This is a genomic window from Janthinobacterium sp. GW823-FHT01H08, assembly GCF_058797855.1.
The window spans coordinates 3,176,611-3,195,323 of record NZ_CM179504.1 but is presented as its reverse complement, the minus strand read 5'-3'; the positions used below and the strand labels follow the sequence as shown (position 1 = coordinate 3,195,323).

Annotated in this window: 20 protein-coding genes; 8 read left to right on the top strand and 12 right to left on the bottom strand. The window is 63.9% G+C overall.

The window, feature by feature from the left end:
- Positions 1–7: 7 nt before the first annotated feature.
- The 3 genes from AC3RCG_RS14220 to AC3RCG_RS14210 all read right to left on the bottom strand — a co-directional run bounded on the left by AC3RCG_RS14220 (position 8) and on the right by AC3RCG_RS14210 (position 3,572).
- Positions 8–1,396: a tetratricopeptide repeat protein gene (locus AC3RCG_RS14220; protein WP_492401560.1), complete on the bottom strand. Its 1,389-nt coding sequence runs from the start codon at positions 1,394–1,396 to the stop codon at positions 8–10.
- 176 nt (positions 1,397–1,572) lie between these two features.
- Positions 1,573–2,202, bottom strand: coding sequence for a 3'-5' exonuclease (locus AC3RCG_RS14215; RefSeq protein WP_175444733.1), 630 nt, complete (start codon positions 2,200–2,202; stop codon positions 1,573–1,575).
- A gap of 119 nt (positions 2,203–2,321) precedes the next feature.
- Entirely contained in the window at positions 2,322–3,572 is a 1,251-nt protein-coding gene (locus AC3RCG_RS14210; protein ID WP_492401562.1) for an Hsp70 family protein, read from the bottom strand.
- A 444-nt stretch (positions 3,573–4,016) separates the two neighbouring features.
- On the opposite strand from AC3RCG_RS14210, the gene AC3RCG_RS14205 reads away from it, so the two are divergent.
- Positions 4,017–5,042: a LacI family DNA-binding transcriptional regulator gene (locus AC3RCG_RS14205; RefSeq protein WP_492401563.1), complete on the top strand. Its 1,026-nt coding sequence runs from the start codon at positions 4,017–4,019 to the stop codon at positions 5,040–5,042.
- A gap of 165 nt (positions 5,043–5,207) precedes the next feature.
- Here the strand turns inward: AC3RCG_RS14205 and AC3RCG_RS14200 are convergent, their stop codons facing one another.
- On the bottom strand, positions 5,208–5,627 hold the full coding sequence (locus tag AC3RCG_RS14200; RefSeq protein ID WP_070218647.1) for a YidB family protein: 420 nt from the start codon (positions 5,625–5,627) through the stop codon (positions 5,208–5,210).
- 262 nt (positions 5,628–5,889) lie between these two features.
- On the opposite strand from AC3RCG_RS14200, the gene AC3RCG_RS14195 reads away from it, so the two are divergent.
- From AC3RCG_RS14195 to AC3RCG_RS14185, 3 genes are all read left to right on the top strand, one after another.
- On the top strand, positions 5,890–6,102 hold the full coding sequence (locus AC3RCG_RS14195) for a hypothetical protein (RefSeq protein WP_034751103.1): 213 nt from the start codon (positions 5,890–5,892) through the stop codon (positions 6,100–6,102).
- A 103-nt stretch (positions 6,103–6,205) separates the two neighbouring features.
- Positions 6,206–6,913: a hypothetical protein gene (locus AC3RCG_RS14190; RefSeq protein ID WP_070218646.1), complete on the top strand. Its 708-nt coding sequence runs from the start codon at positions 6,206–6,208 to the stop codon at positions 6,911–6,913.
- Positions 6,914–6,986: 73 nt separating this feature from the next.
- The gene (locus tag AC3RCG_RS14185) at positions 6,987–7,460 is read left to right on the top strand and encodes a DUF6328 family protein (protein WP_230505996.1); all 474 of its coding nucleotides are present in this window, start codon (positions 6,987–6,989) and stop codon (positions 7,458–7,460) included.
- Positions 7,461–7,487: 27 nt separating this feature from the next.
- On the opposite strand, the gene AC3RCG_RS14180 is transcribed toward AC3RCG_RS14185, so the two are convergent.
- Together AC3RCG_RS14180 and AC3RCG_RS14175 are read right to left on the bottom strand one after the other, a co-directional pair.
- The gene (locus AC3RCG_RS14180) at positions 7,488–7,946 is read right to left on the bottom strand and encodes a DUF421 domain-containing protein (protein ID WP_070218644.1); all 459 of its coding nucleotides are present in this window, start codon (positions 7,944–7,946) and stop codon (positions 7,488–7,490) included.
- Between the two features lie 30 nt (positions 7,947–7,976).
- Positions 7,977–8,900 (bottom strand): LysR family transcriptional regulator, encoded by a 924-nt coding sequence (locus AC3RCG_RS14175; protein ID WP_492401566.1) that lies wholly within the window; start codon positions 8,898–8,900, stop codon positions 7,977–7,979.
- Between the two features lie 103 nt (positions 8,901–9,003).
- Between AC3RCG_RS14175 and AC3RCG_RS14170 the strand changes: the two genes are divergently transcribed.
- The 3 genes from AC3RCG_RS14170 to AC3RCG_RS14160 all read left to right on the top strand — a co-directional run bounded on the left by AC3RCG_RS14170 (position 9,004) and on the right by AC3RCG_RS14160 (position 11,968).
- Complete coding sequence (locus AC3RCG_RS14170) at positions 9,004–10,020, top strand: aldo/keto reductase (RefSeq protein ID WP_492401567.1); 1,017 nt, start codon at positions 9,004–9,006, stop codon at positions 10,018–10,020.
- 19 nt (positions 10,021–10,039) lie between these two features.
- On the top strand, positions 10,040–10,456 hold the full coding sequence (locus tag AC3RCG_RS14165; protein ID WP_492401568.1) for an SRPBCC family protein: 417 nt from the start codon (positions 10,040–10,042) through the stop codon (positions 10,454–10,456).
- 294 nt (positions 10,457–10,750) lie between these two features.
- Positions 10,751–11,968: an MFS transporter gene (locus tag AC3RCG_RS14160; RefSeq protein WP_083287090.1), complete on the top strand. Its 1,218-nt coding sequence runs from the start codon at positions 10,751–10,753 to the stop codon at positions 11,966–11,968.
- 51 nt (positions 11,969–12,019) lie between these two features.
- On the opposite strand, the gene AC3RCG_RS14155 is transcribed toward AC3RCG_RS14160, so the two are convergent.
- The 6 genes from AC3RCG_RS14155 to AC3RCG_RS14130 form a co-directional block, all read right to left on the bottom strand.
- Positions 12,020–12,718 carry an aspartate/glutamate racemase family protein gene (locus AC3RCG_RS14155; protein WP_492401570.1) on the bottom strand — a complete coding sequence of 233 codons (699 nt, stop codon included), beginning with the start codon at positions 12,716–12,718 and terminating at the stop codon, positions 12,020–12,022.
- Positions 12,719–12,785: 67 nt separating this feature from the next.
- Positions 12,786–13,142 carry a hypothetical protein gene (locus tag AC3RCG_RS14150; RefSeq protein ID WP_492401571.1) on the bottom strand — a complete coding sequence of 119 codons (357 nt, stop codon included), beginning with the start codon at positions 13,140–13,142 and terminating at the stop codon, positions 12,786–12,788.
- 68 nt (positions 13,143–13,210) lie between these two features.
- Complete coding sequence (locus AC3RCG_RS14145) at positions 13,211–13,732, bottom strand: hypothetical protein (RefSeq protein WP_492401572.1); 522 nt, start codon at positions 13,730–13,732, stop codon at positions 13,211–13,213.
- Positions 13,733–13,804: 72 nt separating this feature from the next.
- Positions 13,805–14,758 carry a hypothetical protein gene (locus tag AC3RCG_RS14140; RefSeq protein WP_492401573.1) on the bottom strand — a complete coding sequence of 318 codons (954 nt, stop codon included), beginning with the start codon at positions 14,756–14,758 and terminating at the stop codon, positions 13,805–13,807.
- 7 nt (positions 14,759–14,765) lie between these two features.
- Positions 14,766–16,301: an ATP-binding protein gene (locus AC3RCG_RS14135; protein ID WP_492401574.1), complete on the bottom strand. Its 1,536-nt coding sequence runs from the start codon at positions 16,299–16,301 to the stop codon at positions 14,766–14,768.
- Positions 16,302–16,312: 11 nt separating this feature from the next.
- Positions 16,313–17,143, bottom strand: coding sequence for an alpha/beta fold hydrolase (locus AC3RCG_RS14130; RefSeq protein ID WP_492401576.1), 831 nt, complete (start codon positions 17,141–17,143; stop codon positions 16,313–16,315).
- A 238-nt stretch (positions 17,144–17,381) separates the two neighbouring features.
- On the opposite strand from AC3RCG_RS14130, the gene AC3RCG_RS14125 reads away from it, so the two are divergent.
- Positions 17,382–18,629 carry a PepSY-associated TM helix domain-containing protein gene (locus tag AC3RCG_RS14125; RefSeq protein ID WP_070218850.1) on the top strand — a complete coding sequence of 416 codons (1,248 nt, stop codon included), beginning with the start codon at positions 17,382–17,384 and terminating at the stop codon, positions 18,627–18,629.
- Positions 18,630–18,713 lie beyond the last annotated feature (84 nt).

Here is an 18,713-nt window from a genome sequence, read left to right as displayed (position 1 = left end):
CGGCGCGTCATTCGACCGGCGGCAACGGCGGCGAGCGCACCTGATGCCATTGCCGCACGCGCTGCTGCGCCTCCTGCAGCTGCGCCGGCGCCAGCCTGGTGGCAGCCGCTTCCCTGGCCCTGACCGCCCCGCTATCGCCCCCCTCGGCCGCCAGCGCCAGCCACATATAGCCGCAAACGCGATCCTTCTCCACGCCGCGCCCGCTGTTATACATGCCGCCCAGGTTGTACTGGGCCAGCGCATGGCCCTGGCCCGCTGCGCGCGCATACCAATGCACGGCCAAGCCATCGTCTTGCGGCACGCCATGACCATTCGCATACATGACGCCCAGGTTATTTTGCGCGCTGGCATCGCCCTGCTCGGCAGCCGTGCGGTACCAGCGCACGGCGCACACCTCGTCGCGCTCCACGCCCTGGCCGTTGGCATACATCACGCCCAGGTTGAATTGCGCATTCGACGCGCCTTGCGCCGCCGCCTTCGCATACCAGTCCAGCGCCTGGCGCAAATCGCGGGCAACGCCGCGCCCGCCAGCAAACATGCCGCCGAGATTGTATTGCGCCATGCAATGGCCTTGCAGGGCGGCACGCCGGTACCAGACGACGGCGCGCGCCTCGTCCTGGTCCACGCCCTGGCCGCGCGCCAGCATCAGGCCCAGGTTGAACTGGGCGTCGGCGTCATCCTGTTCGGCCGCCCGCTGCAGCCAGGCGTAGGCGCGCAGCTGGTCGGGCGCCACGCCCAGGCCTTCCGCATATGCCACTCCGAGTTGCCGCTGCGCCACGGCCAGGCCCTGGGCGGCGGCCTGGCGGAACCAGGCCAGCGCCTGGGCATCGCTTTGCACCACGCCCTGCCCGCGTTTGTAGACGAGCCCCAGGTTCAACTGCGCCTGGGCATCGCCCTGCAAGGCCGCCTTGCGGAACCAGGCCAGGGCCAGCGCATCGTTTTTTTTCGCTCCCAGGCCTTGCGCATACGCTTCGCCCAGCAAGGATTGCGCACTGGCCACGCCCTGCTCGGAAGCGCGGTAGAACCACGCCAGGGCCAGCTCGTCGCTCTGCAGCACGCCGCGCCCCTTGCGGTACATCTGCCCCAGGTTCTGCTGGGCCGAGGCATCGCCTTGGGCAGCCGCGCGGCGAAACCACAACACGGCGTCTGCATCGCTCTGCGCCACGCCGCGGCCGTGGTAATACAGGGCGCCCAAATGGTTCTGCGCGAAAGCCAGCCCTTGCAGCGCGGCCAGGCGCAGCCAGACAAAGGCGCGCGCATCGTCCTGCGCCACGCCTTCGCCCTTCTTGTACATCAATCCCAGATTGAACTGGGCGTACGCATTGCCCTGCTCGGCAGCCGTGCGGAACCAGATATATGCTTCGTGGCTATCTCTGGCAGTATGGTGCTTGTCCATGTGCGCCCCCATCCACATCGCGCTTGCCGGCGGCACGCGCAAAACGGCGGCCCAGGGTGGCGAAATCGTGTGTTGCTTAAATTTTAAATTCGATGCGGGGGAAGGACTTGAGCAGGCTCAAAGGAAATAACAAAATTATATCGTTTTGATGAGCCTGCTTAGACAGGCTAAGGCGCTCAGCGGCGCGATGGATGCTTTTGCAGGAATTGCGGCACCTTGGCGGCGGCCAGCTTGTTCAGCGACACCAGCAGGTCGGCATCGACATCGGCGATGCCGTAGCTGCTGCGCAAGTGGCGGCCGATATGGATCAGCACTTGCGCCGCCACTTCCGCATCCGACTCGGCCCTGTGGGCGGCGCTCTTGAAGGCGATACCCAGCTGGCTCGACAGCAAGCCCAGCTTGTAGCTGGCCATGCCGGGAAACACGCGGCGCGACAGTTTCAAGGAACACACGAGCGACTGGTGCGCGGGCGTCAGGTTCAGCCTGGCGCTTTCGGCGCGCAGGAATTTTTCATCGAAGCTGGCATTGTGCGCCGACAAGGCGTCGCTGCCGATAAAATCCAGCAATTGCGGCACCACCTCGGCCACGGGCGGCGCCTTGTCCACCATGGCCTGCGTGATGCCCGTCAAGCCCGTGATGAACGCGGGAATGCGCGCATTGCAGTTGATCAGGGTCACATAGCGGTCGGTGATACGCCCGCCCTCGATGCGCAGCGCCGCCACTTCCGTGATGCGGTCGCCCATGTCGGGCGACAAGCCGGTCGTCTCGAAGTCGATCATGACGATCGGTTTGTCAAACACATGCATGGGGCGTTCTTTCGTGGGTGCAACAGTGGGTGTATCGATAAAATGCGCAGGACAAGGCGCCGCGTCGCAGACAGTACACTAGTACGGCAAGACGCGGCAACGCCGCCATGCACATTTTATCAACCAAATTTACGTACCGCGTCCAGCGCGAGGCCCGCACCGATGCTGCCGAACAGATCGCCCTCGACCTTGCGCGCGGCCGGCACCAGGGCGGCGATCTTTTCGCGCAACAAGCGCACACCGCTCGAGCCGCCCGTGAAGAACACGGTGTCGACGGCGTCCGGCGCCACGCCCGCGTCGCGCAGCAGCCGCAGCACGGTTTCTTCCACGGAGCCGCAAAGGTGGCCGATGGCGTCGTCGAATTGCGCACGTTTGAGCAACAGGCTTTGCGCGGGCGACAAACGGTCCAGCTCCAGCTGCACTTCGGCCGCATCGGACAGGGCGATCTTGCCCTCTTCCACTTTCATGGCCAGCCAGTGGCCGGCGCGCTCGTCGATCAGCGTTTGCAGCCGTTTCACTTTGTCTTGCTCGCGTGCATCGCGGCACACGTCGGCCAGCTGTACCCAGATCTTCTTCGTGTAGGCCAGGTTGATCGTGTGCCAGGTCGCCAGGTTGAAATAATAGCTGGACGGCACTTCGCTATTGTTGTGCAGGCGGCTGCCATAGCCGAGCAAGGGCATGACGGAGGACAGGCTCAGGTATTTATCGAAGTCCGTGCCGCCGATGTGCACGCCGCCCGTGGCGAGGATATCGTCGCGGCGCTCGGCCTTTTTCGCCCGCTCCGGCGACAGGCGCACGAGCGAAAAGTCGGAAGTACCGCCGCCGATGTCGGCGATCAGCACCAGCTCTTCTTTGGCTATCTGCGACTCGTAATCGAAGGCGGCGGCAATCGGCTCGAACTGGAAGGCGACGTCCTTGAAACCGACGGAACGGGCCACTTCGGCCAGGGTGTCCTGCGCCAGCTGGTCGGCCTGCGCATTGTCGTCGATAAAGAAGACGGGACGGCCGAACACGGCGGACGAGAATTCGCGGCCGGCGGACTGCTCGGCGCGGCGTTTCACTTCACCGATGAATTGCGCCAGCAACATGCGGAACGGCAGCGCGCGGCCGCCCACTTCCGTCTGGCCATCGATGAGGCTGGTGCCCAGCAAGCTCTTCAGCGAGCGCATCAGACGCCCCTCGTAACCGGCCAGATAGCCGGCCAGCGCCGCGCGGCCAAAACTGACTTCCTCGTCTTCCGCATTGAAGAAGACAACGGACGGTAAGGTCGTCTTGCCATCTTCCAGGCCAAGCATGGTGCTCTGCCCGGGACGCGCCCAGCCTACCGTGGAATTTGACGTGCCGAAATCGACGCCGCAAGCATTGGCCATGTCGACCCTTCCCTGAATAAAGGGGCGTTATGTTATCAGAAGGCAGGCCATTGCACCAGAAAAACCCGTTCAGCCCGGTGAACATCCCAAGCTTGCTTTGCATTCGGTACGGGCCGCGCGCAAAAGCTCCTGTTGGAAAATTGATGCCGGACCCGACGCGACGCCTCCGCCCCTATGGCAGCGGCCCCTGCGACCATGACCATGGAAGGGCATGCATACCACTTGCCATTCAATCAAATTATTTGCAACATGGATAAGAAAACAGTCTTGCCACATGGAAATATTTTCGCTATGCTCATTTTTCCCGCCCAGGCCGCCACAAGCGGCCGGGCCTGCAGGAATATTTTGAGACAGGTTGCTTGCCAGACCAATATGCGAAAAAAGAATACTGTAGCCCGGACACCCGGCACCACTGCCCGCGCCATACCCGGTGCCGGACGGCGCGTGACCTCGTATGACGTGGCCCTGCTGGCCGGCGTGTCGCAATCGGCCGTGTCGCGCTGCTTCAAGCCGGGCGCCAGCGTCTCGCCCGCCACGCATGCCAAGGTCATGCAGGCGGCCATCAGCCTCGACTACATTCCCAACGCGGCCGCGCGCAGCCTGATCACGCGGCGCTCGAATCTGGTGGCCGTCATCATTTCCAACCTGGCCAATCTGTACTATCCGCAAGTGTTGTCCGACCTGAGCCAGCAAATCGCCCGCCAGGGCAAGCGTTTATTGCTGTTTACCCTGGAGCGCGAAGCAGACATCGGCAAGGTCTTGAGCGACGTGTGGCAATACCAGGTCGATGGCGCCGTCGTGGCCGCCTGCCTGTCGGACGAGCAGATGGCCGAATTCGGCCGGCGCGACGTGCCGCTGGTGCTGTTCAACCGCAGCCCGCGCGAACACGCCGTGCACGCGGTGCTGTGCGACCAGGGCGAAGCGGCGCGCCTGCTCGTCTCGCGCCTGGCCGATGCGGGCCACCGCCAGTTCGCCGTCATCGACGGCCCCGGCGACTCGGCCGTCGCGCAGGAGCGCAAGACCGGCGTGCTGGACCGGCTGTTCACACTGGGCTTGCCCGCGCCCATCGTCGTCAGCGGCAACTACGATTACGCCAGCGGCGGCCATGGCTTGCGCAAGGTCATCGACCGCCTGGGACGCGTGCCGGACGCCGTCATTTGCGGCAACGACATCATGGCCATCGGCTGCCTGGACACGGCACGCCACCAGATGGGCATCCAGGTGCCGCTGCAAATGTCCGTGGCCGGCTTCGACGCGCTGGAAGCATCGGGCTGGCTCAGCTACGACATCACCACCCTGCGCCAGCCCGTGCAAAAGATGGCCACCGACGCCGTCGCCATGCTGGGCGAACTGATGGAACGGCGCGGCGGCATCGCCGAGCGGCGCCGCTATTGCTCCTATCTGGTCGAGGGGAGTACAGCCAGGCTGACCGGCGCGCCTCCCCACTTCGGCATGATGGCCGCCGCCTGAAAAACGCCCATGGCGTTGTTGCCTGCCCCTCGCCGTACTCGCGTACTGTCTTCGGGGCGGCGCCTAGCCCTGGGCGTTTTTCAGACGTTCATAGTTCGCACACAAAACCTTGCACATAAAAAAACCTCGCATCGCTGCGAGGTTTTTTGTTGTGGCATTGGCTGCTCAACCGAAGATCTTGCCCTTGAGCATATTCAAGCCCTGGCTGACCAGGTCATTGCCTTCAGGTACTTGACCGTTCGGCGTCAGCTTGTCGATCAGCTGGGGCAGCAAGGCGGCCAGGCCGCCCGAGGCCGCGTCCGGGGCGACGCCCGCTTTTGCAGCGATCTCGGTGATCGTGTCGGCGCCCAGCGCATCCTTGATCTGATCGCCGGAGACGGGCGCATTGGCGCCGGTGCCGATCCAGCTGGCCACTTGGTCGCCCAGGCCGCTTTCCTGGAATTTCTGCAGCAGGCCGGGCAAGCCGCCATGCTGGTTGACCAGGTCCATCACGCTGGCCATCAGTCCCGACGAGGCTTCGCCGTCCGCACCCTTGTTGCCCAAAGCGCTCATCGCCTGTCCTGCAAGTTGATCTAGCAAACTCATCGTATTCTCCTGAACGCTGTCAATTGGTGCCGCATACAGCGGCATCCGGTAAGGCCGGCGCATAGTCGCCGACACACGCAACAATTATACTATACATAATTTAAATGCCATAATTACAATTTAACAGGCGGAACAAAACCAGGCTCGGCCGCAGCCTCACCCACCTCCATCATATTTAGTTCGGCACAACATGCAAGCGTAAATTGACGAGTTACAAAACCGTGTAGAATTAATTTTCCTACTTACTGAGGAGTATCAACACATGAACATCAATAAAGCGGTAGACAAAGCCTACGAAAAAAAGACGTTCAAGGAAATTGCCGATGCCCCCGTCGATGCGCTGCAAGGCGTGAGCGAGAAGGATGCGGAACTGCTCAAGCAGGCGTTCAATATCAAGACCGTGCGCGATCTGGCGAACTTGAAATACTCGAAGTGGGCGCGCGCCATCGTCACCCTGGCCGATACGGAAGAATAAACCGGGCCATGCCGCAGGCATTCCCGTCAGCACGGCCCGCCCCAGCCGGCGGGCTTTTTTACGCCATGGCGGCTGGCAAGCCGGTCGCCGCGCGGAGGCGCGCTTGCCCACGCCGCTGACCCTGCCCGGCATCTGCTGGCCCCTGCAAGCGAGCACGGGCCATCTCGCCGTCACCACGCAGCATATCACCGGGCACTTTCGCGCCGGCGCGGGCTGCGATGCCATCGTGCTGTGCGACCTGCTGCCGGCTGGAAAATTTCGCAACGGCGCGGCGCGCCACTGGTGCCGCACGCACCAGTGCTACTGGGGCGCCAAGGCCGACCTGGCCGACTGGCAGGCGACGCGGCAGATGCGCTGCCGCCAGCACGCCAGCCCCATGGGCTATGTGCTGTATCCGGAACTGTTCGACCCCGGCCGCTTTCACGCCACCACCTTGCGCCTGTCCCCCGATGGCTTGCTGCAACTGCGCGCCCTGGCCAATGATGGCGGCAGCCTGCTGGCGCGCGACGCGGCCGCGCTGGCCATCGATTGCCGCGCCCTGCCCGGCCTGTTCCCGCCCGACATCGTCCAGCTGAACCTCACGCCGCCCGCCGCGCAAGCCTACGCCGCCGCCTTGCAGGCAGGCACGCCGCTGGACTGCAGCGACTGCGCCCGCTGCGGCCATCCGCACCTGGACCTGGGCAGCTTCGCGCTGGCACCGCACCGCCGCCACAGCTGCGGCCATTGCGGCCATGACGCCTCGCACAGCGCCACGGCCATCGTCTCGACACCGCTGTGGCGCTTGCGCCAACACATCGCGCAATGCTCCTGAAGGTGCGCGCGCCCACAGTCAGCGCGGGCGCCTGCGCGTAGACTGGTCCCATCACTACCTCAAGGACCACCCCATGCCACACGCGCGACAGCAGCAAGACGATGACCAGCCAAGCGACGACGGCGACCTGTCCGACCTGCTCAGCGAATTGCGCATCCTCTTGCCGGGCGCGCAGATGCTGACGGCCTTCCTCATCATCCTGCCCTTCAACGGCGGCTTCGCGAAGATCGTGCAGACGGAAAAGGTCGTCTTCCTGCTGACGTTTTTCCTCTCCATGACCAGTCTGGTGCTGCTCAGCGCGCCAGCCATCCAGCACCGCGTCATGCGCCCCCTACAAGACCGCGAACGCTTCAAGCGCGTGGCCGACCGCATCATGATGTGCGGCGCCTTTTCGCTCGCGCTGGCGTTTATCCTGGGCACCAATCTGGTGATGTCGGAAGTCTTTGGCCACGTGCCCGGCATCGTCGCCAGCGTCCTGATGGGCACGCTGATCGTCTGCCTGTGGTGGCTGCTGCCCTTGCACTTGAAACGCAGCAAGAAAATATAGGCGTATAGGCGTGGCTGGCCGCCGCGGCTATTTTTGCAGAATGGTGATCTTGCCGTCCGCTTCCAGGAACGCGCATTTCATGTCCGGCAAGGGACAATCGGCCTCGCGCAGCGCTTGCTCGACATCGCCGCCCGCCACCCTGCATTTCTTGACGACATCATCGAAAATCACGCCATCGCGGCCCAGCAGCACGGGCGTGCCATCGACCAGCTCGGCGAGCTTGCGGCTGCGCGAGGTGATCCACGCAATCAGCATGTTGAGGCAGATCAGGGTCAAGGCCAGCACCAGGCCGGCGGGAACGGAATCGTCGCCACCGGACAAGGCATTCGATACGGCTTCGCTCAGCAACATGACCACCAGCAAGTCGAACGGCGTGAATTGCCCCACCGTCCGCTTGCCCGTCATGCGCACCATCAGCAGCAAGGCAAGGTAGACGATGACGGCGCGCACCACCAGTTCCCACACCGGCACCTCCAGATCGAACATGGCAATCCTCCCGACAGATGATTGCCTTATTTATACGTCTTTTTGCCCCACCATGGCCACACCGCTGGCTTGTTCCAGCAAGGTTGCACGGAAGATCCCCACCAGCGGGCGCAAATTCACCTTGTGCCAGGCCAGCCACAATGGCGTGCGGTAGCTGAACCACGGCAGCTCGCGCACGACGACGCCGGCCGGCGCGTGCTGGCGCAGGCTGTGCTGGATCATGGCCATGCCCAGGCCCGCCGCCACCAGACCCAGCGCCGTCAGCGGCTCCGTTGCTTCCATGCGGATATCGGGCGTAAAGCCGGCGCGCGCGCAGGCGGCGATGAAGTTATCGTGTTTCAGCACGCTTTCTTTGTGCAGCACGGCAATCCACTCCTGGCCCGCCAGGTCCTCGGGCGTCAGATCCGCCTTGTGCGCCAGCGGATGCGTCTCCGGCAAGGCCAGCAGCATGGGGTCGCTCAGCACCTGCGCGCAATCGAGGTCCGGGTCGTTCGGCAACGGCGGTTCGCACAGCAAGGCGATGTCGAGGCTGCGCTGGCGCAAGCCCTCGATCTGCTCGGCCGAATGCAGGTTATACAGGGCGACGTGCACTTGCGGCCGCGTGGCGCGCAAGGTGCGCAAGCCGTCCGGCAAGACGCCCGCATGCATGGCGTTTTCGATGTAGCCGATGCACAAGCCCCCTTCATCCCCGCGCCCCAGGCGCTTGGCCAGCGCTTCCAGCCGGTTCCCGTGGGTAATAAAAGCGCGCGCTTCGGCCAGGAAAGTATGGCCGTCGCGCGTCAGGCGGATGCGCTGGGCGCTGCGCTCGAACAAGGTCAGGCCCAGCTTCTCTTCGAGCTGGGCGATTTGCCGGCTCAGCGGCGATTGGGAAATATGCAGGCGCTCGGCGGCCCGTCCCACATGTTCTTCCTCGGCGACGGCGATGAAATATTGCAATTGGCGTATGTCCAACATGTCAGACCTTTTAGGACTCAAGTTGCGCCAATTATGTCTTGGACAGGCTTAACTTGTCCAGCTATTCTGTCTCCATTCACTCACTGATTGAAGGTAAAACACCATGACGATCAAACACTTACTGACAGGCAAACTGGGTTTCGGCACGGCGCCGCTGGGCAATATGTTCCGCAACATTCCCGAAGCAGAGGCGGTGGCCACCGTTGACGCCGCCTGGGAATCGGGCATCCGCTATTTCGATACGGCCCCGTTCTACGGCGCCGGCCTGGCCGAGCTGCGCCTGGGCGCCGCCCTGAAGCAGCGCCGCCGCGACGATTACGTGCTCAGCACCAAGGTCGGCCGCCTCATCCTCGACGAGCTGGAAGACCCGGCTGCCCGCGAACTGGGCGAAAAAGGTGGCTTGTTCGAATTCGGCCGCAAGAACAAAATCGTCGACGACTATTCAGCCGACGCCACCCTGCGCTCGATCGAAGACAGCCTCAAGCGCCTGGACACGGACCGCCTCGACATTGTCTGGGTGCATGACATTGCGCAAGACTTCCATGGCGACAACTGGCTGGCGCAATTCGAGATTGCCCGCACGGGCGCCTTCCGCGTGCTGACCCGCTTGCGCGAAGAAGGCGTCATCAAGGCCTGGGGCGTGGGCGTGAACAAGGTGGAGCCGCTGGAACTGACCCTCGATTTAAGCGAAGCGCAGCCCGATGCCTTCCTGCTGGCCGGGCGCTACACCCTGCTCGACCATGAACGGGCGCTGCAGCGCCTGATGCCGGCCGCGGCAAGCCAGAACGTCGACATCGTCGTGGGCGGCCCCTACAGCTCGGGCATCCTGGCCGGCGGCGCGCACTTCGAATACCAGAAGGCCTCGCCCGCCATCATCGCCAAGGTCGAACGCATCAAGGCGATTGCCGCGCGCCATGGCGTCAGCGTCAAAGCAGCCGCCCTGCAGTTTTCCTTGGCCAATCCGGCCGTGGCCGCCGTGATCCCCGGCGCCAGCCGTCCCGAGCGCCTGGCCGAAGATCAGCAAGCATTGCACAGCGTCATCCCCGCCGCTTTCTGGCACGACATGCGCGCCGAACAGCTGGTAGCCGCCCATGCTCCGCTGCCAACCGGCTCCAACTAATAGATACAAGGAATCCACCATGGCTCATACCACCACCTCGATCGACATCGCCGCCACGCCGGCGCAAGTGTGGCAGCTGATCGGCGGCTTCGACTCGCTGCCCGACTGGCTGCCCTATATTCCCAGCAGCACCTTGAGCGACGGGGGCCGCATCCGCCACCTGGCCACCCCGGCAGGCGACGTCATCGTCGAGCAGCTGGAAACGTATGACAACACGGCGCGCAGCTACAGCTATTCGATTCTGCAAGCGCCGTTTCCCGCCACGGATTACCTGTCGACCCTGCAAGTCGAACCTCTGGCGGGCGGCGCTGGCGCCCGCGTCACCTGGTCCGGCCGCTTCACGCCCGTGGGCGCGAGCGAGCAGGAAGTAACCGACTTGTTCCACGGGATCTACGTGGCGGGACTGGAAGCGCTGCAGCAATCCTTGGCGAAGTAACAAGCCGGGAAGACCATTTCCGCCACAACCGGGTTTTCTTCGCCGGCCCTGTGGCGGGATCGCGCCCATTCCGTGTTATCGTTAACAACAAGCACCATCGCTGTTGTGTGCAGTGCAGCAGATTTTAGCCGCCGCCCAGCAGAGCTTGCCCGAATCTTTTACAATGTTGTCTTTGGGCAGTACTTATAGCCCGAAAATACCGGCCAGCCGTCGACTCTGGTGGCGCGTTGCCACTTCCGGCCGGGCCACTGCGCGCCTCTCCACCCTGTCATTCTTTACCCAAACAACAAGAACATGCACGCCTCCGTAGACCCATTGATTCCGCGCGTCACCGCGCCTTTTGGCGCTGGCTATGCCGACCTGGCCCTGGCCATCGGCGGCCTCGCCATCGGCACGGGCGAATTCGCCTCCATGAGCATCCTGCCCGTCGTGGCCGACGACCTGGGCACGACATTGCCCCAGATGAGCCACATGATCAGCGCCTACGCGCTGGGCGTGGTCATCGGCGCGCCCCTGATCACGATCTTCCTGGCGCGCATGCCGCGCCGGCTGATGCTGATCTGTTTGATGCTGATGTTCGCTGGCGGCAACCTGCTCAGCGCCATCGCGCCCAACTACGGTTTGCTGGTCGTCGCCCGCTTCGTCGCCGGCATCCCGCATGGCGCGTATTTCGGCGTGGCAGCGCTGGTGGCGGCCGCCCTGGCAGAACCGGACCGGCGCGGCCAGGCCGTCGCCCGCGTGCTGATGGGCCTCACGGTCGCAAATATCTTCGGCGTGCCGCTGGCCACCTACATCGGCCAGACCCTGGGCTGGCGCTCGGCCTTTTTGCTGGTCGCCGCGCTGGGTTTGCTGACCATGCTGATGGTGCGCATCTTCGTGCCGATGGTCGCCGCCGGCGATTCCAGCCCGCGCCGCGAACTGGGCGTGTTCCGCCGCCTTCAAGTGTGGCTGACCCTGTTGATGGTGGCGATCGGCTTCGGCGGCATGTTCGCCGTCTACACGTTTATTACGCCAACCTTGCTGGAAATCACGAAAGTGTCGCCCCTCGTCATCTCGATCCTGCTGGCCATCATCGGCGTGGGCATGACGGTGGGTAATCTGATCGGCGGCTGGCTGGCCGACCGCTCGCGCCTGTGGACCATCTTCGGCGTGCTGCTGTGGAACGTGGCCGCCCTGGCCGCCTTTACCTATACCAGCAGCAATGTTTGGTTGACGGCGATCAACCTGTTCGCCATCGGCGCCGGCATCGCCGTCGCCCCGGCCGTGCAGACGCGCTTGATGGACGTGGCCGGCGACGCGCAAACCGTGGCCGCCGCGCTCAACCATTCCGCCTTCAACATCGCCAACGCCCTGGGCGCCTGGGCCGGCGGCATCGCCATCGCCATGGGCATGGGCTTGCGCTCGACGGGCTGGGTGGGCGCCATGCTGGCCTGCGGCGGCATCGTCGTGCTCGGCATTTCCGTGCTGGTGGAAAACCGCAGCCGCAACGTGGGCGGTGTGCAGCCGGCTTGATGGTGTGAAATGAGCGGCAGCCCCCTGCGGGCGCCGCGCACATGCAAGCGGCTAGTCTTCGACGGCAAACGCCACCGCCGCCTCGCAATGAATGGCTGTGGTATTAAATAGCGGCAAGTCGATATCGCCGGGCTGGATCAGCAGCGGAATCTCCGTGCAGCCCAAAATCACGCCCTGCGCGCCTTGCCGCCGCAGTTTCTCGATGATCTCCAGGAAAATGTTCCGGCTCGCATCGGTAAAGATATTCTGCACCAGTTCCGTGTAGATAATATCGTGCAGGATTTCCTGGTCGGCCGCATCGGGCGTCGCCGTCGCGATGCCCTGCTGCTCCAGCGCATCGTGATAAAAGCGGCCCGCCATCGTTTGCTTGACGCCCAGCAAGCCAACCTTGCGCACACCCGACTGCCGCACCCGCTTCGCCGTTTCCTCGACGATGCTGATAAAAGGCAAGCCGATGCGCGGCACGACGGCCGGGGCGAAACGGTGGGCGCCGTTTGCGCACAGCAGGAAGAAATCCGCGCCCATGCCTTGCAGGCGACGCCCTTCCGCGACGAGGAATTGCTCGATGGCGCGGGAATCGGGCTGCGCCGCGTGCGCGACGAAATCGGCCTGGTCGATGCTGACCAGCATGATGCGCGCGCTATGCGCGGGGCCGAGGCGCGCCACCAGCATTTCATTAAGCAAGCGATAATATTCCAGGGTGGAAGCCCAGCCGATGCCGCCGATGAGTCCTATCGTCTTGTTTTGCATGTACCTTATTCCCCGCAAAATGATTGCGAAAATTATACGGCGGCCATCGCCAGCCATGTTCTGCCCATCAGGCGTCCAGCCACAGGAACAAGGCTTTATCCGGTGTGGCGGATCGATGCCAGTTCGCTTTCAGCTCCATCAGGAATCCTGCCAGATCGACGGGATTGACCTCCAGCCCGGCCCATGGCGCGGTCTGCGCCCATGCCACCGCGATATCGGCCAGATCGTCGGCCGCCATCCGCTCGAACGCCTGCGCAATCGCAGCGCTGAACATGTACAGCTCGCGGCCCGGAAAAGGCACATGCCGGATGGCAGGCACCGTCGAGAACGTCAGCAATTGCCCCAGCGACACAAAATCCAGTTCGCCGGGCAAGGTGATGCCGGTGACGGGAAAGAATCGAAAGCATCCTGCCAGCTGGCACATGCGCGCATCTCGGCTTCGGAACAGACAAAAATATCGATTTTTTTCATAGTACAGTCAGATGCCCCTTCTCAAGCACAGCCCACATCATGCCGGTCCGACGTCGCGCGGCTGTATTCGCCCTCGAACGCGGCCAGGCTCTCCGACTGCGCCCACAGGCTGGAGATATAGTGAAATTCATCCTCGAACGGCTGCTCGAAATCGGCCACGTCCGTCGCATACTCGCAATTGCGGCTCAGCATGACCAGCCAGTCGGGATAGCGAAGCGCCGGGTACAGGCGTGTCAGGATGGCGTCGAGCGACGACACGCTTTCCCTGCCCGCCAGATAAGCGGCGCGCAATTCGACGATGAATTTTCCCGCCAGAAACTGGTCACTGAGACGCTGCACACCCCGGTAGCGCTCGATGATGGCCTCGCCCAGGGGCAGCACCTCATCGCGGCCCCGGGCGCTGGCCAGCAGCACGACGTCCAGATCGTCGCCTTCCTGGTCCAGGCGCAAACGCTCCACGGCCCAGTCGACACAGCGGTCCGCCGGGCCAAAACCCATGCGCAGTTGAAAAAAGGCGATTTCCAATTCTGTCAGTTGTTCCATGTTTTTCCATTCAATACCGGTGATTGCCATGCCGACACCGGGGGCGCTTCGCTTGCATCCCGTATCGCGGTTTCACGCATTTGTTCCCCGCCTGCCGCTGCCGAGCAAGGCTGACAGCCAGCGCGGCCATCGCTCCCGCACGCCGCCGTTGTCTGCCGAATCGCGCCAGCAGTCGTCATAGGGCCACAGCTCATCATGGGCCTTCGTGCTGCTGACCAGGCATCGCTGCGTCAGCAGCTCAATTCTTTCCGCCAGGGTCAGCACCGGAAACCGGCCGTCATCTGCCGTATCGGTCCCTTTCGTGGCCAGATCATACTTGCCATCCACATTGTAAAGTCGCGTATCGCCGACGACATAGTCGCGGCGGAAAGACGTGCGCCATTGCGAATTGCTGCCCCATCCATGCGACAGGTCGTTGACAGGGCGTCCCTTACGGCGGTCAGCCCAGTACAGCGTCGATGCGTCGGCGATGCCGGGCTTGAAAATTGTCTTGCCAGCGCAGACATCGACGCCGCCACGCGAAAACAGCATGTTGCCGAGCATCACGCACGGCCATCGCCACGCCAAGATCGCGGCGCGCGCATGCGCAGACCCAGCGGGCTGCAGCTCGACTATCTCGTGATAAAAAGGCGAAAATTGTGCCGGCCGCAGCACCGTCATGCCCAGCGTCTCGACGAAAGCCTCATACTCGGCGAGCGACAGCGGCGGTCCGGCCCAGCCTTCCCCATTGCCGCGCCCCTGCTGCAAGGGCAAGATCAGCAGCTGGCCTATGCGGCTGAACGCGTGCAATACCCACAATTCCTCTTTGCTTGCCGGCGGAACAGGATTTCCTTGCCTTTGCGCAAATGAACGCAGCCAGCCCAGTACCTGCGGATTGTCGCGCAACCAGGGAAGGAGCAGGTCGGCATACACGCCATCGCCTGCATAATCGAGCAAGGCATCGTGCAGCGCGCGGGCGCCATCCAGCAAGTCAGGCAGATGCCATTCTTCCTGGATCACGCTGCGCGATGATTGTTGACACAGCATATGTCCCTCACTGCGCCTGCAGCATCTTTTGCAGCACCGCATCAAGCTCATAAAAATCCACAGGCTTGGTCAGGTGCAGATCGAAGCCCGCGTCGGACGCCATCTGGCGATCCTTGTCCTGGCCCCAGCCCGTGACGGCCACGAGGATGGCGTTCTGACCGCAGGGCTCGCTGCGCAGCAGCCGCGCCACGTCGTAGCCATTCATGTGCGGCAAGCCGATGTCGAGCAGGATCACGCGCGGCATACAAGCTTGCGCGGCCGCCATGCCGGCCGCGCCATCGTAGGCCGTGCGCACCTCATAACCGAGGATGTCGAGCGCCAGCGCCAGGCTTTCGGCCGCGTCGGCGCTGTCGTCGATGACCAGCACCTTGCCCTCGCGCGTGCCGGCCAGCAAGCGTCGGTTGGGCTCGGGCGGCGCCTGCAGGGGCACGGCGGGCAGCGGCAGGCGCAGCTCGAACGTGCTGCCCTGCCCCACGCCGTCGCTGCGCGCACTGATGCTGCCGCCATGCAATTCGGCCAGGCCCCGCACAAGCGACAGGCCGATGCCCAGGCCGCCCTGCGCGCGCGACAGGGCCGGCTCCAGCTGCGAAAACATGTCGAAGACGGTGTCCAGGTGCTCGGGCGCAATGCCGATGCCCGAATCGCGCACGGTAATGTGCACGTCGCTTTCCGTGCAAGCCACTTCCAGCCCGATGGCGCCGTTGGCGGGCGTGTACTTGACGGCGTTGGTCAGCAGGTTGGCGATCATCTGCCCCAGGCGCGTGGCGTCGGCGTCGAGCCAGATCGGCTGCGGCCATTGCTCCACGTGCACCTTGTGGCCCGACTGCGCCACCAGCTCCGCCACGCTGTGCAGGGCCGCTTCCACCACGGGCGCCAGCTCCACGCTGGCGCGGCGCAATTCCAGGCGCCCCCGCGTGATGCGCGACACTTCCATCAGATCGTCGACCAGGTGCGTCATGTGCCCCACTTGCCGCCCCAGCACGTCGCGGGCCCAACGCAGCTGCGGATCGTCCAGCTGCGCCAGGCGCAGCACTTCCAGCACGTTGCGGATCGGCGCCAGCGGATTGCGCAACTCGTGCGCCAGGGTCGCCAGGAACTCGTCCTTGCGCCGGTCGGCGGCCGCCAACTGGTCGTTGAGCTCGCCTGCTTCCTTGCGCGCCAGCTGCAGCTGCTGCTCGTATTTGCGCCGGTCGCTGGCGACAAAGACGGCGATCTCGTCATAACGCACGCCCTCGTGCACGCGCCGCACGGCATTGAATAGCATGGGGATGGATTGCCCATGGCGCTGGCGCATGTCGAGCAGGATTTCCGACACGCTGCCCTGCACCTGCATCAGCGGCAGCCAGTGCGTCTGGTGGAACACGCGCCCGCCGATGGTCAGCAAGTCCTGCAGTTTCTTTCTACCGAGCAATTCCCCGGCGCCATAGCCGAGCCAGCCGCAAAAAGTGGCGTTCGCCTGCACGATGGTGCCGTCGGCCGTGCACAGCAACAAGCCGCAGGCCGCGTGCTGGAACAAGGTACTGGTATCAGGCAAGGAAGGCATCGCGTCCCGCATTACAGGTGCAGGCCATCGAGAAAGTGGCGGATGGCGCGGTAGCTGGCATCGGGCACGCTCATGTGCGGGCAATGGCCTATATTCTCGACCACGTGCAGGCTGCTGTGCGGCAGCATCTCGCGCAAGTACTCGCCCACGGGCGGCGGCGCGATGAAGTCGTCGCTGCATTGCACGATCAGGGCCGGCGTGCGGTTGTGCGGCAAGATGGCGCGGTGATCGGACAAAAACGTCGCTTGCGCGAAATGCCGGGCGATGGCGGGATCGGTGCGGCAAAAGCTGCTTGCCAGGTCCTCGCCCAGCGCCGGCTGGCCGGGCGCGCCCATGATGGCCGGCGCCATGCCGGCGGACCAGCCCAGGTAATTGCTGTCCATGGCATCGAGCAAGTCGTCGATATCGGCACGGCTGAAGCCGCCCCGGTAGCCGGCCGCCGCATCGTCGACATAGCACGGCGACGGCGCCAGCATGACTTGCGCGGCGAACAGCTCCGGCTCGGCGATACTGGCCAGCAAGGCGCTCATGGCGCTGACGGAATGGCCCACGCAAATGACGGGGCCGCCGCCGACGGCATGGATGATCTGGCGCAAATCGGCGCCATGCGCGTCGAGCCGCGCATAGCGATCGAAATCATAGGCGCCCAGGTCCGAAGCGCCGCTGCCGACCAGGTCGAACAGCACCGTGCGGTAGCGGGGGCGAAACAGCGGCTCCAGGTAGCGCCACATGGTCTGGTCGCAGCCAAAACCGTGCATGAATACCATGGTGGCTGCCACGCCCGCCTGCGGCGCACCGCTGCGTTCGCTTACGCGGACATTGTTCCGATCTTCTATACGCATGCCGCTTCAGCCTTCAATATTTCCATGTGGAATGTAAATTAATTTATTGCTAGCATCTTAACATGCGCGATTTGACCTTGGGCAACACCATTGGCGCTGGACAAACGCCACGTCACGGCGGATAATGAGAACGATTCCCATTATCAAACTACCGGGCGTGTGCCTGGCGTTTTCCTGTGCGCCGTTCTGGCGCCTGCTGGCGGCAACAAGCCGGTTTCATGTTGAAGGTTTGTACCGCATGCGCGCTTTCTGGACTGTCATACACCGCTGGGCCGGTCTCACCATCGCCCTCTTCCTCATCGTTGCGGGACTCACGGGCGCCGTCACCTCGTGGGACCATGAACTCGATGAATGGCTCAATGCCGACATCATGGACACGCCAGGCCGCGGCCCCCTGCAGGCGCCGTTCGCGCTGGCGCACAAGGTGGCGGCCGCCGATCCGCGCGTGGAAGTCAATTACATGACCCTGGGCCTGGAAGAAGGCCATGCGGCCGCCTTCATGGTGCGCCCGCTGACCGATACGGCCACGGGTAAACCGTTCGTGCTCGGCTACAACACCGTTTACATCGACCCCGTCACGGCGCAGATCACGGGCACGCGCGATTCGACGGCCATTTCCCTGTCGCGCCGCAGCCTGATGCCGTTCTTGCGCCACCTGCATTACAGCCTGCACGTGCCCGCGTTCTGGGGCACGGACCGCTGGGGCTACTGGCTGATGGGGAGCGTGGCCCTCATCTGGCTGCTCGACAGCATGGTGGCGTTGTATCTGACCACGCCGCGCCGTTTGCGCCAGCGCGCCCCGGACGAGGCGCCGCGCCACCGCGACGCCGCCAGCTGGTGGCAACGCTGGAAACCGTCGTGGGTGGTGCGCTGGGCGGCCGGCGGCTACAAGCTCAATTTCGATCTGCACCGCGCGGGCGGCCTGTGGGTGTGGGCCGTCATCATCGTCGTCGCGTTCACGTCGTTCTCGCTGAACCTGTACCGCGAAGTGTTTTACCCCGTCATGTCGCTGGTCTCCACCACCACGCCGGGACCGTATGAAACGCAGACGCCGGCGCCGTACGGCAGTTACATCACGCCCGCCATCGGCTTCGAGCAGGCGGTGGACATTGCGAAAAAGCAAGCCGTGCAGCGCGGCATCACGGCGCCCATCGGCGGCATTTATTATGGCGGCAATTATTCGTTCTACAACGTCTCATTCTTCGACCCGGCCGATGAATTCGGCACGGCCGGCATGGGCTTGTCGAACCTGTACGTCGACGGCATGGACGGCAGCATCATCGGCCAGCACAAGCCATGGGAAGGCACGGCCGCCGACGTCTTCGTGCAACTGCAATTCCCCCTCCACTCGGGCCGCATCCTCGGCTTGCCGGGGCGTATTTTGATGTCCTGCATGGGGCTGATGGTCGCCATGCTGTCCGTGACGGGCATCGTCATCTGGGAAAGAAAGCGCCGCGCGCGCCGGCTGCAGGCGAAAAGCCGCTGACACTCACCTCAAGTAGCGCCCCATAGGGCGCAGGCGGAGTGACTCAGCCTGCGCCGCACGCATTGCCACCGGCACGATCATGTG

Excerpts from the sequence above, each read along its gene's own strand:
- AC3RCG_RS14215 (WP_175444733.1), bottom strand. The coding sequence starts at position 2,202 with ATGCATGTGTTTGACAAACCGATCGTCATGATCGACTTCGAGACGACC.
- AC3RCG_RS14140 (WP_492401573.1), bottom strand. The coding sequence starts at position 14,758 with ATGCTGTGTCAACAATCATCGCGCAGCGTGATCCAGGAAGAATGGCAT.
- AC3RCG_RS14130 (WP_492401576.1), bottom strand. The coding sequence starts at position 17,143 with ATGCGTATAGAAGATCGGAACAATGTCCGCGTAAGCGAACGCAGCGGT.
- AC3RCG_RS14155 (WP_492401570.1), bottom strand. The coding sequence starts at position 12,718 with ATGCAAAACAAGACGATAGGACTCATCGGCGGCATCGGCTGGGCTTCC.
- AC3RCG_RS14185 (WP_230505996.1), top strand. The coding sequence starts at position 6,987 with ATGCCACACGCGCGACAGCAGCAAGACGATGACCAGCCAAGCGACGAC.
- AC3RCG_RS14200 (WP_070218647.1), bottom strand. The coding sequence starts at position 5,627 with ATGAGTTTGCTAGATCAACTTGCAGGACAGGCGATGAGCGCTTTGGGC.
- AC3RCG_RS14145 (WP_492401572.1), bottom strand. The coding sequence starts at position 13,732 with ATGGAACAACTGACAGAATTGGAAATCGCCTTTTTTCAACTGCGCATG.
- AC3RCG_RS14160 (WP_083287090.1), top strand. The coding sequence starts at position 10,751 with ATGCACGCCTCCGTAGACCCATTGATTCCGCGCGTCACCGCGCCTTTT.
- AC3RCG_RS14210 (WP_492401562.1), bottom strand. The coding sequence starts at position 3,572 with ATGGCCAATGCTTGCGGCGTCGATTTCGGCACGTCAAATTCCACGGTA.
- AC3RCG_RS14220 (WP_492401560.1), bottom strand. The coding sequence starts at position 1,396 with ATGGACAAGCACCATACTGCCAGAGATAGCCACGAAGCATATATCTGG.
- AC3RCG_RS14135 (WP_492401574.1), bottom strand. The coding sequence starts at position 16,301 with ATGCCTTCCTTGCCTGATACCAGTACCTTGTTCCAGCACGCGGCCTGC.
- AC3RCG_RS14175 (WP_492401566.1), bottom strand. The coding sequence starts at position 8,900 with ATGTTGGACATACGCCAATTGCAATATTTCATCGCCGTCGCCGAGGAA.
- AC3RCG_RS14170 (WP_492401567.1), top strand. The coding sequence starts at position 9,004 with ATGACGATCAAACACTTACTGACAGGCAAACTGGGTTTCGGCACGGCG.
- AC3RCG_RS14165 (WP_492401568.1), top strand. The coding sequence starts at position 10,040 with ATGGCTCATACCACCACCTCGATCGACATCGCCGCCACGCCGGCGCAA.
- AC3RCG_RS14195 (WP_034751103.1), top strand. The coding sequence starts at position 5,890 with ATGAACATCAATAAAGCGGTAGACAAAGCCTACGAAAAAAAGACGTTC.
- AC3RCG_RS14180 (WP_070218644.1), bottom strand. The coding sequence starts at position 7,946 with ATGTTCGATCTGGAGGTGCCGGTGTGGGAACTGGTGGTGCGCGCCGTC.
- AC3RCG_RS14125 (WP_070218850.1), top strand. The coding sequence starts at position 17,382 with ATGCGCGCTTTCTGGACTGTCATACACCGCTGGGCCGGTCTCACCATC.
- AC3RCG_RS14150 (WP_492401571.1), bottom strand. The coding sequence starts at position 13,142 with ATGTGCCAGCTGGCAGGATGCTTTCGATTCTTTCCCGTCACCGGCATC.